This window comes from Streptomyces luteosporeus, assembly GCF_039532865.1.
GTDB classification, from domain to species: domain Bacteria; phylum Actinomycetota; class Actinomycetes; order Streptomycetales; family Streptomycetaceae; genus Streptomyces; species Streptomyces luteosporeus.
In genome coordinates this window covers 281,072-297,466 of record NZ_BAAASL010000007.1, presented here as the reverse complement: position 1 = coordinate 297,466, position 16,395 = coordinate 281,072, and the positions used below count along the sequence as shown (strand labels likewise).

The 16,395-nt window shown below is 65.8% G+C and carries 10 protein-coding genes; 6 read left to right on the top strand and 4 right to left on the bottom strand.

Annotated features, from left to right (window positions below; genetic code table 11):
• Positions 1-41 precede the first annotated feature (41 nt).
• The 3 genes from recO to ABD361_RS11600 are packed head-to-tail and all read left to right on the top strand — an operon-like array spanning position 42 to position 2,194.
• Complete coding sequence (recO, locus tag ABD361_RS11610; protein WP_344434908.1) at positions 42-788, top strand: DNA repair protein RecO; 747 nt, start codon at positions 42-44, stop codon at positions 786-788.
• A 43-nt stretch (positions 789-831) separates the two neighbouring features.
• The gene (locus ABD361_RS11605; protein ID WP_344434907.1) at positions 832-1,665 is read left to right on the top strand and encodes an isoprenyl transferase; all 834 of its coding nucleotides are present in this window, start codon (positions 832-834) and stop codon (positions 1,663-1,665) included.
• The gene (locus ABD361_RS11600) at positions 1,658-2,194 is read left to right on the top strand and encodes a YcxB family protein (RefSeq protein ID WP_344434905.1); all 537 of its coding nucleotides are present in this window, start codon (positions 1,658-1,660) and stop codon (positions 2,192-2,194) included. Before ABD361_RS11605 ends, ABD361_RS11600 begins: the two co-directional genes overlap by 8 nt.
• A gap of 63 nt (positions 2,195-2,257) precedes the next feature.
• Here ABD361_RS11600 and ABD361_RS11595 read toward each other — a convergent pair whose 3' ends face one another.
• Positions 2,258-6,607 carry an FG-GAP-like repeat-containing protein gene (locus tag ABD361_RS11595; protein WP_344434904.1) on the bottom strand — a complete coding sequence of 1,450 codons (4,350 nt, stop codon included), beginning with the start codon at positions 6,605-6,607 and terminating at the stop codon, positions 2,258-2,260.
• 486 nt (positions 6,608-7,093) lie between these two features.
• Here ABD361_RS11595 and ABD361_RS11590 point away from each other — a divergent pair, with 486 nt between their 5' ends.
• From ABD361_RS11590 to ABD361_RS11580, 3 genes are read left to right on the top strand one after another with little or no spacing between them, the layout of a single operon-like run.
• Positions 7,094-13,252 (top strand): RHS repeat domain-containing protein, encoded by a 6,159-nt coding sequence (locus ABD361_RS11590; RefSeq protein ID WP_344434902.1) that lies wholly within the window; start codon positions 7,094-7,096, stop codon positions 13,250-13,252.
• Positions 13,253-13,254: 2 nt separating this feature from the next.
• The gene (locus tag ABD361_RS11585; protein ID WP_344434901.1) at positions 13,255-13,725 is read left to right on the top strand and encodes a hypothetical protein; all 471 of its coding nucleotides are present in this window, start codon (positions 13,255-13,257) and stop codon (positions 13,723-13,725) included.
• Positions 13,726-13,754: 29 nt separating this feature from the next.
• Entirely contained in the window at positions 13,755-14,207 is a 453-nt protein-coding gene (locus tag ABD361_RS11580) for a hypothetical protein (protein WP_344434900.1), read from the top strand.
• A 64-nt stretch (positions 14,208-14,271) separates the two neighbouring features.
• Here ABD361_RS11580 and ABD361_RS11575 read toward each other — a convergent pair whose 3' ends face one another.
• The 3 genes from ABD361_RS11575 to ABD361_RS11565 form a co-directional block, all read right to left on the bottom strand.
• Positions 14,272-14,682 (bottom strand): Fur family transcriptional regulator, encoded by a 411-nt coding sequence (locus ABD361_RS11575; protein WP_344434899.1) that lies wholly within the window; start codon positions 14,680-14,682, stop codon positions 14,272-14,274.
• A 64-nt stretch (positions 14,683-14,746) separates the two neighbouring features.
• A complete protein-coding gene (locus ABD361_RS11570; protein WP_344434898.1) occupies positions 14,747-15,616 on the bottom strand; it encodes a metal ABC transporter permease in 870 nt (289 codons plus the stop codon).
• Complete coding sequence (locus ABD361_RS11565) at positions 15,616-16,383, bottom strand: metal ABC transporter ATP-binding protein (RefSeq protein ID WP_344434897.1); 768 nt, start codon at positions 16,381-16,383, stop codon at positions 15,616-15,618. The genes ABD361_RS11570 and ABD361_RS11565 overlap by 1 nt, the downstream gene beginning before the upstream one ends.
• Between the last annotated feature and the right edge of the window lie 12 nt (positions 16,384-16,395).

Below are 16,395 nucleotides of genomic sequence, written 5' to 3'. Positions count from 1 at the left end.
GCAGGGCAGGGGCACACTGCCCCGTACGGGACAATGTCCCCATGACTCTGTTCCGCGACGACGGCATCGTGCTGCGCACTCAGAAGCTGGGCGAGGCGGACCGGATCATCACCCTCCTCACGCGCGGCCACGGCCGCGTGCGCGCCGTCGCGCGCGGGGTGCGCCGCACGAAGTCGAAGTTCGGCGCCCGCCTGGAGCCGTTCTCGCACGTCGACGTGCAGTTCTTCGCCCGCGGCGGCGAGCTCGTCGGGCGCAGCCTGCCGCTGTGCACGCAGAGTGAGACGATCGCCCCGTACGGTGGGGCGATCGTCACCGACTACGCCCGCTACACCGCCGGCACCGCCATGCTGGAGACCGCCGAGCGCTTCACCGACCACGAGGGCGAGCCGGCCGTCCAGCAGTACTTGCTGCTCGTCGGCGGCCTGCGCACCCTCGCCGCCGGTGAGCACGCCCCGCACCTCGTCCTGGACGCCTTCCTGCTGCGCTCCCTCGCCGTCAACGGCTACGCGCCCAGCTTCGGGGCCTGCGCGAAGTGCGGTATGCCCGGTCCGAACCGGTTCTTCTCGGTCGCGGCCGGCGGCGTGGTGTGCGGGGAGTGCCGGGTGCCGGGATGCGTCGTACCCTCCTCGGAGTCGATCGAGCTCCTGGGCGCGCTGCTGACCGGGGACTGGGCGACCGCGGACGCGTGCGAGGCGCGCCACGTCCGCGAGGGCAGCGGCCTGGTGGCCGCGTACCTGCAGTGGCACCTGGAGCGCGGCCTGCGCTCCCTGCGCTACGTCGAACAATAGGCACACAGGGATCAAGGACAGGGACCAAGGAGAAGTGGCAGTCATGGCACGACGCGGGATTCTGGGCATCCGACGCGAGTACCGCACCCCGGACCCGCACCCCTCCGGCGCCCGGCCCCCCAAGATCCCCGGCGAGCTCGTGCCCGAGCACGTGGCCATCGTCATGGACGGCAACGGCCGCTGGGCCAAGGACCGCGGCCTGCCGCGCACCGAGGGCCACAAGGTCGGCGCCGAGCGGGTGCTGGACGTCCTGCAGGGCGCCATCGAGATGGGCGTCGGCAACGTCTCCCTGTACGCCTTCTCCACCGAGAACTGGCGGCGGTCCCCGGACGAGGTCCGCTTCCTGATGAACTTCAACCGCGACTTCATCCGCAAGACCCGCGACCAGCTCGACGAGCTGGGCATCCGGGTGCGCTGGGTGGGCCGCATGCCCAAGCTGTGGCGCTCGGTCGCCAAGGAGCTGCAGATCGCCCAGGAGCAGACCAAGGGCAACGACAAGCTCACCCTGTACTTCTGCATGAACTACGGCGGCCGCGCGGAGATCGCCGACGCCGCCAAGGCGCTGGCCGAGGACGTCAAGGCGGGCCGGCTCGACCCGGCGAAGGTCTCGGAGAAGACCTTCGCCAAGTACTTGTACTACCCGGACATGCCGGACGTCGACCTCTTCCTGCGCCCCTCCGGCGAGCAGCGCACCTCCAACTACCTGATCTGGCAGAGCGCGTACGCCGAGATGGTCTTCCAGGACGTCCTGTGGCCGGATTTCGACCGCCGCGACCTGTGGCGCGCCTGCCTGGAGTTCGCCCGCCGCGACCGCCGCTTCGGCGGCGCGATCCCCAACGAGGAGCAGCTCGCGAAGGAGTCGGCGACCGGTGAGTGAGACGTTCGCGGCTCCGCCGGTGGAGGACGTCGTCCTCGACTTCGAGCTGACGGTCGGCGACCTGCGCAGCGCCATGATCGCCCGTGCCCGCACGGTGCGCAGGGCCCGGGTCATGAACTGGGTGCTCGTCGCCGCGCTGGTGATGATGGCGTGGGGCCTGACCCTGGAGATCTTCAGGGACGGAGTCGGCGGGGTGCCCCCCAAGGACTGGGGGCTCGCACTCTTCCTGGTCGTCTTCGCCGCCCTGCAGCTGTTCGGCCTCCAGGCCCACCTGGCGCGTGGGCGCCTGCAGCAGCACGGCCGGCGGCGCGTGTCGCTGAACTCCCAGGGGGTGACCTGCGTGGGCGAGCAGACCGCCACCACGCAGGCGTGGCCGCAGTTCAGTTGCTATCTGGAGCGGGAGCAGCTCTTCGTGCTGCTGAGCCAGGACCAGCGGTGCCTGACCGTCCTGCCCAAGCGCGGCCTTGCCGCCCCCACCGAGGCCGACCGCCTGCGCGCCCTGCTGGACGCCCGCCTGCCGCGGGCCTGACCGCTACAGGCCGAACGGCCCCGGACGTCCTCGACGTCCGGGGCCGCCTAAAGACGACAGCGGCTAGCGCAACGAGCTGTAGTCGCTGTTGTAGCTGTTGATCTCGCGGATCCTTGGCCAGGTCATGGAGTTCGCCGGCAGCCCCCAGCCCGCGGTGGGGTCGTTGAAGCGGCCGTCCGGCTTCGTGAGCCAGGTGTACATGCGCAGCCCGTTGTCGGTCTGCCCGAAGAGGACGCCCACGTCGTCACGGCCGTCACCGTCGTAGTCGCCGATCACGATGTGCATGCGCTTGGCGACGAACTGGCCCGCCGGGCTTTGCGAGGACTTCACCGGTTCGGCGAAGGTCACCGTCGGCGTGCCACGGTTGAGCATCGTGTGCAGCGCACCGCGGCCGTCAGGGTACGCGTACCAGTAGGCGATGTCGTCCTTGCCGTCACCGTTGAAGTCGCCGGCATGGAGCCGGTAATTCTCCCAGAAACCCCAGGTGTCGTACGCCGCACTCCATGAGGTCACCGGATTGAGGAATCCCCCGCCAGGGGCGGCGGCGAAGGTGTGCATCTTCATCGTGCCATCGGCGTACCCGTACAGGACCGAGATGTCGTCGCGGCCGTCCCCGTTGAAGTCGCCGGTGACGAACTTCATGTTGGCCACGTCCCACTGGCCGTCGGGGGCCGAGTAGGAGGCGAACGGTTCGTTGAAGCCGCCTCGGACATCGGCCGTGAACGTCCACAAGCGGTCCGAGCCGTCCGCGGCGTTGTACCAGACGGCGATGTCGTCGCGGCCGTCCCCGTTGAAGTCGCCGGCCTCGAAAGTCATCCGCTCGGCGTTCCAGCCCACCGGGGCGCTCCACGAGGAGAACGCTTCCCCGAAACTTCCGTCGGCCTTGCCGGGGATGGTGAACAGCTTTGCCTTTCCGTCGCCATCGTCACGGAGCGCGGCAACGTCGGCTCGCCCGTCACCGTTGAAATCGCCCGTGACGAAGCGGAGCTTCGAGACGTCCCATGTGCCGGCCGGCGCGTTGTACGCCAGACGAGGCTCCTTGAAGACACCGTCGCTGCCGGTCGAGTAGACATTCATGATGTCGTGACCGTCTGCGACGTCGTACCAGCTGACCAGGTCACTGCGTCCGTCGCCGTTGTAGTCGTGCCGGATGGCGGTGCCGCTGCTCCACAACGACTGTCCCTTGGCGTTGCTGACCACCAGATTCCCGCGGTCCTGCAACAGAGCGTAGCCGCCGGCCCCTGAGGTCTTGCTGTCCCACAGCACGGTGGTGCCGTCGGCCTTGTAGACCTTCAGGCCACCGTCACTTTGCATGATCGCCTTGGCGCCCGGGTTGTTGCCCGTGCCGGTCGACCACAGCTGCTTGTTGGCATTGGACGTGATGACGAGGTTGCCGTCGTTCTGCATGGTCAGCTTGGCGGACCGGGAGCTGAAGGTGTCGCCGGCATTCAACGTGGTACCCGCTGGGATCCGGGAGCCGCCGGTGACACCGTCAATGACGTTGCCCCGGGTGAATCCGGTGAAGTCGCTGCCCGTCTTCTCCCCGGCCCAGCCGATGACAGTGTTGTCGGACTTGCGCGACCAGAGGTCGGGGATGCCGTCGCCGTTCATATCACCCGAGGAGCCGACCACGGGATAGCCGGCGACGGTCACGCCTGAGCCGACCTTCACCCGGCTGCTCGTCCCCCATGTCGTCGGGTTCAGGACGCCCTTCTTCTCTCCCTCCTTGCCGTACGCGCGCAGAATGTCGCCGTTGCTGTTGTCACGCAGCCACAGGTCGGCCAGACCGTCCCCGTTGAGATCGCCAGGAGCAATGACGGTGAATTTGTCCCAGTCGTTGCCTCCCACCAGGACCGGCGGCTCCACCTTGTCCAGGAACTTGGATGCGCGGTCACCGTAGTACGCCCAGAGCAGCTTGCCCTCCTTGACCAGGAGGTCCGGCTTGCCGTCACCGTTGATGTCACCGGGGGCGACGATCTGGTCGGCATCCTGCCAGTGATCGTCACCTGCCGCGCATCCCGCCGGGTCCTCATCGTTGCCGGGCGTCTTGTCCGGGCAGGCCACCTGAAGGGGCCGCTTGCCGTCGCTGTAGTCGACGGTGGCGATGCCGAATCCGTTGTTGGGGTAGACCCAGAGACGTTTACGTTTGGCCACGGCGTCGTACTCGAGGGCAATGAGGTCGTTGTAGCCGTCGCCTCCCCAGTCACCGCGGAAGGTGATCTGCGCGCCGTCGAACACCTGGCCGCCGTTGGTCGCCGCGGAGAACTGACCGTTTCCCTGTCCGGCGTAGGTCAGCAGCGTGCCATTGGTGTCGACGCTCCAGATGTCGCTGTTCGCATCGCCATTGACGTCGTTCGGCCCGTCACGTTCCGACGAACGCCCGGCGTAGTAGAGGTAAGTGGCGGTGTCGGACCGGTTCTTGGCCTTGTCGATGCTGAACGCGTAGATGAAGTGCGGACCGAAACCCGGCGGCTTGAAGGCGGGTGGTGAGCTGCTGACCGATGCCGCATCTATGTATTTCACGGCCGGGTCGTAGTCCGTGAACCACCCGTACTGCACGACATCGCCGGCGCCGTTGGGGGAGAGGGCGAAGTGGCCGGTTGTGCGAGCCTTGCCGGTGTTGGCCGGCCAGCCGTTCTCACCCGGCGGGAACTCGGCGGATGTGATCTTCGGAGGGTTGGCCGGGCGGGCCCTGGCCACGGAGAACTTGCATGTGGCGCTCCAGGGAGAGTAGGCGCCATCCGGGTCTTTGGACCTCACTCGCCATTGATAGTCGCCTGTCGGGACCTTCGCGTCCGGCAGGGGCAGGGTCACCGTACGCCCCTTGGCCGCACTGAGGGACTGATCCAGCAGCGGCGTACTGGAGCCGGCCTGGAACAGCTGGAACTGAGCCGTGAGGTTGCCGGCGTCGGGATCGTCGACGGTGGCGTACAGGCTGACCTGGGTATTTCCGATGGAACCGCCGCTGTCGCAGGATGTCCTGGGATTGGTGCCGACCTTGCTCGGGACGGTCGGCGGGTGGTTGTACTTGACCTCCAGAGCCGCCGTCTTGGCGTCGAACTTCTTCCAGCCGAACGTGTCGGTCTCGTCCGAGGCATACATGCCGAAGGTGATGTTGGACCACTTCTTCGCAGCGGCCTCCTGCACCTTGCTCTTCACGTTGAACTCGAGGTTTCCGGCGGGGCAGTCGTCACTGCCCCGCCAGCCCTTGGCGGCATTGACGGTGTCGATCTTCCCTATCCTGGAAGGCTGCCGGTTCCACGTGGTCTTGCTGGATATCGGCCCGGTGTGCCACAGCTCCACCGGCCGGGCGTTGCAGGACCAGGACCAGACGTTCTTGATGCGGAACGTGGCGTCGAGGATGTCGGCGCCCTTGAAGTCGCTGGTGCTCATCTGGAAGAACGACCGCGAGAGCCCGTAGGTCTCGTTCTCGTACCCGACCCGCGCCACCTCCTTGGCGTTCCAGAAGGAATTGTCCGGATACTTGCGGTAGACGCGTGCCCAGTTCTCCCGCTGCCCCCAGGCCCACGACGGGTCGATGTAGACGGGGTACTGCGTCTCTGCGCCGGTCAGTAGTTTCTGGTCCGGAGTTATCTGGAGAGTGTCACCGCTGACGCTGGTGGGCATCGGCGCGTCCTTGGCGCCGGGCGGGGGCTCGAAGACCTCTCCCGGCTCGGTCGTCCCGCCGGAGGTGAGGGCTGCGCGAGGTAAGCGCGCTGCCGGCGAACTCGCGGAGGTTGCCGAGTCCCACATCAGCGGGGTCGGGCTGGTGAACACCGTCTGCCCGGCAGGGTTCGCAGCGGTGAGGCTTCCTGTGCCCTCGTCCGTCGATACGGTCAGGCCGTCGGTTGCCATCTTGAATTTGAGCGTGGCAAGTTGAGGGTTCTTCGCTGCTTCGGCCGTCTTGACCACGATGAGCTGGGAAAAACCCTCGACCTCTGCCTTGAGCTGGAGGTCGACGCCGGGGAGGATTTCGGCATAGGTGGCCACGTTGCCGGTGAGTGTGGGCTTGGGCAGTGCGGTCGGCCAGGAGAGGGTGAGAGTCCGGCCGTCTTTGATGCCGGACAACATGGGACCGGTGCCGCCGCCGGAGAACTTCACCGCCACGTTGGAAGCCTTGGGCTCCACCGTTCCGTCGCTCGCGAAGACGAGGGTGGGGTCGGTCGGCACCCAGGTGCTGCCCCGCCAGATGCGGACGGGCGAGCCGTAGCGCCGGAGGGAGAAGGCCCCATCGGGGTTGGCCCATGTGTCCGACGACTCGGTACGGGCTGAGAGAAGCTCCACGGGCTTACCGCTGGACTTGGCTTCCTGGAGCGCCTTGTCCTCTTCGCTGACGGAGCCGTCGTCGGGTTCGGAAGCAGTTGCGGCCCGAGACGCAGGGGAGGCATGCCGTGCGGCTGTGGCAGTGGGCATGACGATGCCTTGCAGGGCGAGGGCACTGACTGCGAATAGCGCTAGCAGCCCAGTCGCTGGAAGCGGTCGTCGGTATCTGCGCGGGGGTCTTCGGTGCACGTTGTGCTCCCTCCGTCGAAAAAAGTCAACGAGACTTTATACGTGAGCCCATGAAGTGTTACGCATTATTTTTCGGCCAATCTTCCCGTGATGTTTGCGGAATGCTGCCTTCACCTCTACGTCACTGCTACTGTTCGCCGGTCATTTTTGGAACGAACAAGGAGGTGAGGCATGCGGCGGTTACTCAGACCTTCGCTGGCCGCTGCTGTCGCGCTGGCCGCGCTGACAGCGACGTTGCCAGCACAAGCGCTACCGCTCTCGTCGAGTGGTTCGGGGAAGGGTTTACCTTCGCTGAAGCAACCGAAGTCTGTGCCAGTGAAGCGGGTGTCTCCGGGTAGCAGTCGACGCCCGGATGCGGCCAGTGAGAATCCTTGGAGACCGCCCAGTGTGAAGTGGCCGGCTGCAGGGAAGGCCGAAGTCGCGCTGAGCACCGGAATCATTAATTCCAGTGATGTGGATTCGCTGACCGCCTTGCGTGGAGCTCCCAGAAGCTGGCCGCAGCAGGGGATGATGAAACAGGCTGGCACACTACCGGTCTCGGTTGCTCCGGAGGATGCCTCCGCTCATGGCGCCGCCTCGGACACCGCCAAGGTCCAGGTCACGGTAGCCGAGCGAGGAAGCGCCCAACGGGCCGGCGTTGAAGGCCTGCTCGTGTCCGTGGCGCGTACCGACGCCGGAGCCGGCGCGAAACGAGCGAGAGTCCGTGTGGACTACTCCTCCTTCCGGGGCGCCTACGGCGGTGACTGGGCGTCGCGCCTGCGGCTTGTGCAGCTCCCGGAGTGTGCAGTGACCACCCCGGAGAAGGCCGAGTGCCGGGTGAAGAAACCGCTTGCCACGTCCAACGACACCAAGCTGGGCAGTCTCTCGACCGCAGTCGAGCTTGGGGCGAGGCAGGCGGGGGCCGGCTTGCGCAGCAACAGTGGCCCTAAGGCTGTCGTTCTCGCGGCAACCGCAGAGGGGAGCGGCTCCTCCGGCAGCTACAAGGCGTCGCCTCTGGAGGCATCCGGCTCGTGGAGCGCCGGCGGTTCGTCGGGTGCTTTCAACTGGAACTACCCCATCGGTATCCCTTCCGTGCCCGGCGGCCTTCAGCCGACCGTTTCCCTGAACTATTCCTCCCAGACAGTGGATGGGCGCACCGCAGCCTCCAACAACCAGGCAAGTTGGATAGGTGACGGCTGGTCCTGGGAGCCGGGGTTCATTGAACGCCGTTATAAGCCGTGCAATGAAGACAAGGAGGGAGGAACCAACAAGACCAAGGTCGGTGACCTGTGCTGGTACAACGACAACGCCACCTTGTCGCTCGGCGGCCGGACGACGGAGCTCGTCCACGACAAGGACAAGGGCTGGCACCCTGCCAATGACTCCGGTGAGAAGGTGGAGAAGCTCACCGGCGCCGTCAACGGGGATGACAACGGCGAGCACTGGAAGGTCACCACGACCGACGGGACCCAGTTCTTCTTCGGTCTCAACCGACTGCCTGGATGGAAGGACTCATCGACACCGGAGACTCACTCGGCCTGGACCGTCCCTGTCTTCGGCAACCAGCCGGGAGAGCCGTGCTACAAGGCTTCCTTCGCCGACGCATGGTGTCAGCAGGCCTGGCGCTGGCAACTCGACTACGTAGTCGATACGCACGGCAATGCCATGGCTTTCCACTGGAGGACCGAGTCCAACAACTACGGGCGTAACGTGCCGGAAGCGTCGGACAACGCAACCCCTACGCCGTACGTCCGCGGTGGCTGGCTCGACCACATCGACTACGGCCTTCGGTCGGACTCGATCTATGCGGCCAAAGCCATGGCTCAGGTGCAGTTCGATGTCAAAGAGCGCTGCCTGGACAACTGCGGAAGCTTCGATGATGATCACGCGAAGTATTGGCCCGATGTTCCGTACGACCAGTACTGCAAAGACGGCGACAAGAAGTGCAAGGACAAATACTCGCCAACTTTCTGGACCCGTAAACGCCTGGCAAGCATCACTACCAAGGTTCTTACCGGCGGGGCGTACAGAGACATAGACTCCTGGTCGCTCGAGCAGGACTTCCCGCCCTCGGGCGACGGCGTCTCGACGCCCATGTGGCTCAAGTCCATCACGCGGTCCGGCAAGGTCGGAGGCCTCCAGACCATGCCCCCGGTGACGTTCTCCGGCGTGCAGCGGCCCAACCGGGTGGACAAGCTTGGCGACGGCCTGGCCCCCTTCGTGCGCCTTCGGCTTCACCAAGTCACCACCGAAGCCGGCGGGACGGTAGCCGTTGACTATTCGGAACCGGATTGCACAGTGAGCAGTCTGCCACCCGCGGATGGCACCAACGCGACGCGTTGCTATCCCGTGAAGTGGGCGTATGAGGGCGAGACGGCCAAGCAGGACTGGTTCAACTCGTACGTGGTCACACGGGTACTGGAGGGTGACAACCTGGCCAGCACACCGGACAAGGTGTCCGAGTACACGTACCTTGACGGAGCGGCGTGGGCCAAGAGTGCGGATGAGCTCCTGAAGGCTACGGACAGGACGTACTCGATCGCACGCGGTTACGGCCGGGTCCAGACCCGAGTCGGGACGCCCGGCAGTTCGAGGACACTGACCGAGAACCGTTACTTCCGGGGCATTGACGGCAAGGAGGTGAAGAACTCGGCCGGTGATTCGGTAACCGACCGGGAGCAGTTCGCCGGGATGCTTCGTGAGCAGGCCACCTTCAACGGCGACGGCGGTTCGCTCGTAACGGCCACGTCGTACACGCCGTGGCGCTCATCGCTGACTGCCTCGCGACCCCGCTCCGGTCTTCCTGACCTTGAGGCGTACTTCAAGGGGATAAAGGAAGAACAAACCCGGACCGCCACATCGAAGGGCGAGCGCACGACATCGATCTCCAGGTCGTTCGACAGTTACGGGATGGTCACCGAGGTATCGGACCTGGGCGATACCGCGAAGCAGGGTGACGAGCAGTGCATCATCACCACCTACACGCGCAACGCGAGCCTGTGGCTGCTCAACAAGGTGTCTCGTACGGAGACCCTCGCGGTTCCTTGCGGCGCCACACCGGATCGTCCCTCTGACGTCATCAGTGACATACGTACCTATTTCGACGGTGCCAGTGACCCGGCTGCCGCGCCTACCAGGGGTGATGTCACCAAAACCGATCAGATCAACGGGAAGGGCGACGGATACGACACGGTCGGCAGCACGCCGAGCAACTGCGGTGCGTCCAAGGACAAGCTCTGCTACGACGTCTACGGGCGGATGCTGGCCGCAAGTGATGCCTATGGGAAGACGACGACCACCGAGTACGTCCCCGCATCCGGTGAGGTGGCTGTCAAGACGGTGGCCACCAACCCGTTGGGCCACCAGATGACCACCGAACTGGATGGTTCTCGAGGACAGCCGGTGCAGGTGACCGATGCGAATGGCCGGGTGACCAGTACCGCATACGACCCGCTGGGTCGCATCTCCAAGGTGTGGACCGCTGCCCATCCACAATCCAGCAATCCTGATTCACCGAGTCAGGTTTTCGAGTACTCGATCAATAAAGATGCCCCCAGCGTCGTCACGACCAAGACTCTGAACCTCAACAACGCCTATCAGGCCTCGTACGCCTTCTACGACGGGCTTCTTCGGCCGCGGGAGACGCAGACACCGTCGCCGGACGACTCGGGCCGGCTCGTTGCAGAGACTTTCTACGACGCCCGGGGACTGCAGTGGCGTAACTCGGGGCAGTTCTACGCCGACGGCAAGGCCGAAGCGGTCCTGGTGACCGGTGAAGAGACAAAATACCCTGCCTCTACCGACACCGAGTTCGACGGCGCGGGCCGGGCGACGGCCGTCATTTCGAGGCGTTTCGGTGACGAGACCAAGCGCACCACCACGGCCTACACGGGCGACACCACCACGGTATTGCCGCCGACTGGGGGAATCGCCTCCACCACTGTCACCGATGCGCGCGGTCATACGGTGGAGCTCAAGCAGTACACCGACAACGAGCGCCAGAAGTCGCAGTCGACGGTGTATCAGTACGACAAGCGAGGTCGCTTGGCTCAGGTGACCGACCCGGCTGGGGCGACGTGGAAGTACCAGTACGACGTCCGCGGGAGGAAGGTGGAGGTTGCGGATCCGGACAAGGGAACGGTGATCACCACCTACGACAAGGGGGACCGAGTTACTGATGTCAAAGACGGCAGAGGCGTCACGCTGCATACCGACTACGACATCCTCGGGCGTCGTGTAGCTCTCTCCCAAGGGGACACCAAGCTGGCCGAGTGGGGCTATGACACTGCCACTGGCGGCAAGGGCCAGCCGGCGAGTGCCACCCGTTACGTGAACGGTGCCGCTTACACGAGCAGGACCACGGCGTACAGCACCCTCTACAAACCGTCTATGTCCGAGGTGACGATTCCTTCTGCGGAGGGACTGCTTGCCGGTACTTACAAGTGGTCGACTGCCTACTATCACACCGGCCAGGTCAAGTGGTCGCGCCTCCCTGCCGCCGGCGGTCTGCCGCAAGAAGACCTGACACCCGGATACAGCTTCAGCGCAGGGCTGCCGACGTCTCTGGCCGCCGGTACTGATGCGCTTATCTCTGCAGCCTCGTACGACCACTATGGAAGGGTCGCAAGAGAAGAGTACGGAGACTTCGGGAAGCACCTGTACAACAGCTACGAGTATGACGACCATACTGGCGCGCTCACCCGTGCGTTCACTGATCGTGACGCGGCTCCACAGCGTATCGATGACACTCGGTACACCTACGATCCTGCCGGAAACGTCACTTCGATCGCGGCTTCGTACGGGCAGGATGCCGATAGAAGTGCCGAAACCCAGTGCTTCTCCATGGATCCGCTGAAGCGCATAACCGAGGCGTGGACCACTGCGGATAAATGTGGTTCTGGCCCCTCAGCCTCGGTGATTGGAGGCGCCGACGCCTATTGGACCTCCTACACCTATGACGCGGTCGGCAACCGTAAGACGGAGGTTCAGCACAAGACGCCGTCAGGCCCGACCGGTGACCTCGCTCGGACTTACAAGGCTCCAGCGGCAGGGAAGCACAACCTGACCGCGGTCAGCCAGACCGGGCCGAACGGGCCTGTCGAGGAAACGTACGCGTACGACCAGGCTGGAAACACGACCGTCCGTAAGATCGGTTCGTCCCCTGAGCAGCGACTGGACTGGGATGCCGAAGGGCATCTGGCCACCCTGACCCAGGCCGATGTCACGACCGGCTACATCTACGACACGGACGGGGCCCGATTGCTGCGCAAGGACTCATCCGGGGTCACCCTCTACCTGCCCAATGGCACCGAGCTGCAGCTGACCAAGTCAGGGAGTGTGGTCGGCACACGCTATTACGGGAGCGGCAGCCGGACCTTCGCGATGCGCGTCGGCAGCAAGCTCACGTTTCTGCTCTCGGATCACCATGGCACGTCAGGTGCGCAGATCGACGCCTCCAGCCAGGCGGTCTTCAGGCGCAAGAGCATGTTGTTCGGTGGCCCTCGCGGCGCGCAGCCTGCCGACTGGACCGGCGACAAGGGATTCGTGGGCGGTACCCGGGACTCCGACACCGGGTTGACCCATCTCGGCGCCCGAGAGTACGACCCGGTCAATGGGCGCTTCATCAGCGTCGACCCGATCATGGATCTGAACGATCCTCAGCAGGGGAACGGGTATACGTATGCCAACAACAATCCGGCAACGTCCTCCGACCCGACCGGACTCATACCGGACGACTGCCGGATGGGCGCCGAATGTTATGGGTACAACCCGTCGACAGGTGGTTGTCCCGGAGGATGCGGAACCACAGAAAACGTAAATTGGGGGGAGAAGACCTATCCGAGGAGTAGATGGGCTCGTGATGAGAGTAGTTCCCACGAGGCAGCTCGCCGCGCGGGATATGGCAGGAAGCCTTCCGGCTCGCAGCGGGCAACCTTCAATGTAGGTCGTGGTCCGGACCGAGGCATCATCATGATGCGTTTCTTCATACATACGAAGCTGGCCATGATGGGGATGCTTCTCGGGGATGACCGGGACTTCTCGGAAGATCCCGACGCGCCGTACCGCATGGTGCTCTTCTGGGATACTGCAACGGGTCAAGTGTCCTTCACTGTCGCCCCATCGCACATCGCTCCCGGGAACGACGGCTACATGATGGCCAGGTTTGGGCGGCATTCAACGTCGACGACAATCCCGGCGAACGACATCAAGATCAACGCCAAGTCGACTGACACCCTGGGTGGTAACAACGTGCTCCAGCTGGGAAACTCTACGCCGGACGAGCTTAACTTGAACGTCCGGGGAGTGCAGAGTCTCTTCCCGCTCTTCTCGGTGGACAACAAAGTGTCCATCAAGGCCGGTAAATCATCAGTCAGCGTCACTCGTGCTGGTGACGCTTACCCCGACATGGAGGTCATTCAGTACCCCCGTAATGGTGAGCCGCGGGTCATAGCCACGAATCAGTTGGTCCACGGTTCTGGCCTTGATTCGATGCCTGCGAAAATTCCCGGCGTGTCTTCGAGTGTCGACCGGACGTGGGTCGATGGTCTTTGCACGAGGGGGTGCTGAGGTTGAGCACTGCGCATCCGGGAAAAAGGCCGTCGGGCGGCATCCGGCGGGTCACGGCCTGTGTCCTGCAGTACCTCCTTGCCTTCGTTGTGGGCTGGGCGTTCATCGCCGCGGTGGGGCCGCGGGCTGCGGATCCCGAATCCGATTCCTTCGCAACGCTTCCTTTCTGGGAGTCGCTGCTGAAGAACCTCGATCAGATCCCGGGCATGCTGCTGATCATCGGGCTACCGACGATCGTCATCGCCGTTTTCGCAGGAGCGCTCCGGCGGACAATGGAGCCCGGAAGCTTCCGCGCGCTCATGGCCGCTCTGGTGCTGCTTCCCGAATGGCTGCTGTTGTTCGCCGATCATGCGATCTACCTTGGTGTCCAGACGGTGGTTCAGCTTCTCTTCGCCTTCGTCATCATGCCCGTGCCGATGTTTCCGTCCCTGACAGATGTCCCACGGACAACCGATCACAGGTCGTTGGTATGACGCCGGGCTGATGACAGGGGGTGTCAGTGATGGCTGCTGAAGTCGGCTACCGCCAACCGTCGAAGGTCGGTTTGAGGTTGGGCCGTTGCGTCCTGGCCTACCTCGCCGTGTTCATGGTCGGCTGGTTGGCCATTGCGGTGACCGGCCCGCGGACGCTCAAGGCAGGGTCCGACTCGTTCGAGCACGCCTCGTTCGGGGAGTCGATGCTGTCCTACTGCGGCACCGCGATCGGCATGCTGGTGCTCATCGGGATCCCGTCGGTCCTCATCGCCCTCGTCGCCGGTGTGACGCGCAGGAAGATGGAGCACCAGGAGTTCCGGGCCCTCATGGCGGGGATGCTGCTGCTGCCCGTGTGGCCTCTGCTGTTTGCGGGGACCCCGCTCATCCTGTGGATCCAGATCGGTGTGCAGGTGGTGTTCGCGCTGACTCTGATGCCGGTCCCGCTGTTGCCGGCCCCGACGGTGCTGTCGACGCGTAGGTGAATGGGGACGGGGGCGCCTCCAGAATCCTCCGGAGGCGCCCCCGTCGTTCGCTGCAGGGCGTCTGCTACCGCTTCGCCGCGCAGTCGCCGCAGGTGCCGAAGATTTCGATCGTGTGGGCGACGTCCACGAAGCCGTGTTCCTCGGCGATGGAGTCCGCCCACTTCTCGACGGCCGGGCCCTCGACCTCCACGGCCTTGCCGCACAGGCGGCAGACCAGGTGGTGGTGGTGACCGCTGGAGCAGCGGCGGTAGACGGCTTCGCCTTCGCTGGTGCGCAGGACGTCGACCTCGCCGGCGTCCGCGAGGGACTGCAGGGTGCGGTAGACCGTGGTCAGGCCCACGGAGGCGCCGCGGTGCTTGAGCATGTCGTGGAGCTCCTGCGCGCTGCGGAACTCGTCCACCTCGTCGAGCGCTGCCGCGACCGCGGCCCGCTGCTTGGTGGCCCGGCCGCGTACCGGGGGTCCGGCGGTCGCCACAGTTGCCTCCTCAAGCTCGCCTGAACACTCGTCGCACGGGGTGCAGGCCAATTGTGCCAGGCGATCAGACCTTGACGTCGTCCGTGACCGCCGTGCAGCGTTCCGCGGCCTCCGTCGCCGTGGCGCGGCGGCGGGCGAGGGGGGTGGCCAGGACGGTCAGCAGGACGAACAGGCTGATGGCCAGGAGCACGATCGTCGCGCCGGAGGGCACGTCCACGTAGTACGAGGTCACGGTGCCGGAGAGGGTCACCAGGACGCCGATGGCCACCGACATCGAGAAGGTCGCCGCGAAGCTGCGGGCGATCTGCTGGGAGGCGGCGACGGGGATCACCATCAGGGCGCTGACCAGCAGCAGTCCGACGACGCGCATGGCGACGGTGACGGTGACGGCGGCGGTGACGGCGATCAGCAGGTTCAGCAGGCGCACGGGCAGGCCGGTGACGCGGGCGAACTCCTCGTCCTGGCAGATCGCGAACAGCTGCTTGCGCAGGCCGACGGTGGTGAGGATCACGAAGCCGGCGAGCAGGCAGATGGCCACGACGTCCTGCGGCGAGACGGTGGTGATCGAGCCGAAGAGGTACGTGGTGAGGTTGGCGTTGGAGCCGCCGGGGGCCAGGCTCATCAGCATGACGCCGCCGGCCATGCCGCCGTAGAAGAGCATGGCGAGCGCGATGTCGCCGCGGGCCCGGCCGTAGGAGCGGATGAGCTCCATGACGACGGCGCCCACGATGCAGACGATCGTGGCGATCCACACGGGGCTGGTGTTGAGCAGGAAGCCCAGGCCGACGCCGGTGAGGGCCACGTGGCCGATGCCGTCGCCCATCAGCGCCTGGCGGCGCTGGACGAGGTAGATGCCGATGGCGGGGGCGGTGATGCCCACCAGGAGCGCGGCGAGCAGCGCCCGCTGCATGAAGGCGAGTTCGAGGATGTCCATCAGCTCAGCAGCCCTGTCCGGATCGGTTCCGCGGCCGGGTCGGCGTGCGGGTGTACGTGGTCGTGGCCGGGCAGCGCATGCTGCCCCACGGCCTCGGGCGGCGGCCCGTCGTGGACGACGCAGCCGTCGCGCAGCACGACGGCGCGGTCGATGAGCGGCTCCAGCGGGCCGAGCTCGTGCAGCACGAGCAGGACGGACGCGCCGCGGGCGACCTGCTCGCGCAGGGCGCTCGCGAGGACCTCCTGGCTGGCGAGGTCGACGCCGGCCGTCGGCTCGTCCATGATCAGCAGCTCGGGTTCGCCGACGAGGGCGCGGGCGATCAGCACGCGCTGGTGCTGGCCGCCGGAGAGCGCGGCCACCGGGTCCCTCAGGCGGTCGGCCATGCCGACCAGCTCCAGGGCCCGTACGACGGCCTCGCGGTCCGCCTTGCGGGTCGGCCCGAGCCGGGTGCGGGCCAGGCGGCCGGAGGCCACGACCTCGCGCACGGTGGCGGGCACGCCGCCGGCGGCGGTGGTGCGCTGGGGGACGTACCCCACGCGCGCCCACTGGCGGAAGCGGCGCCGCGGGGTGCCGAAGAGCTCCAGCTCGCCGCCGGTCAGCGGGACCTGGCCGACGATGGCCCGCACCGCGGTGGACTTGCCGGAACCGTTGGCGCCGAGCAGGGCGACGACCTCGCCGCGGCCCACGCTCAGGTCGACGCCGCGCAGCACCGGGCGCGAACCCAGCGATGCCGTGGCCCCGCGCACGGATATGACGGGCTGCTCCATGGCTGTCTCCTG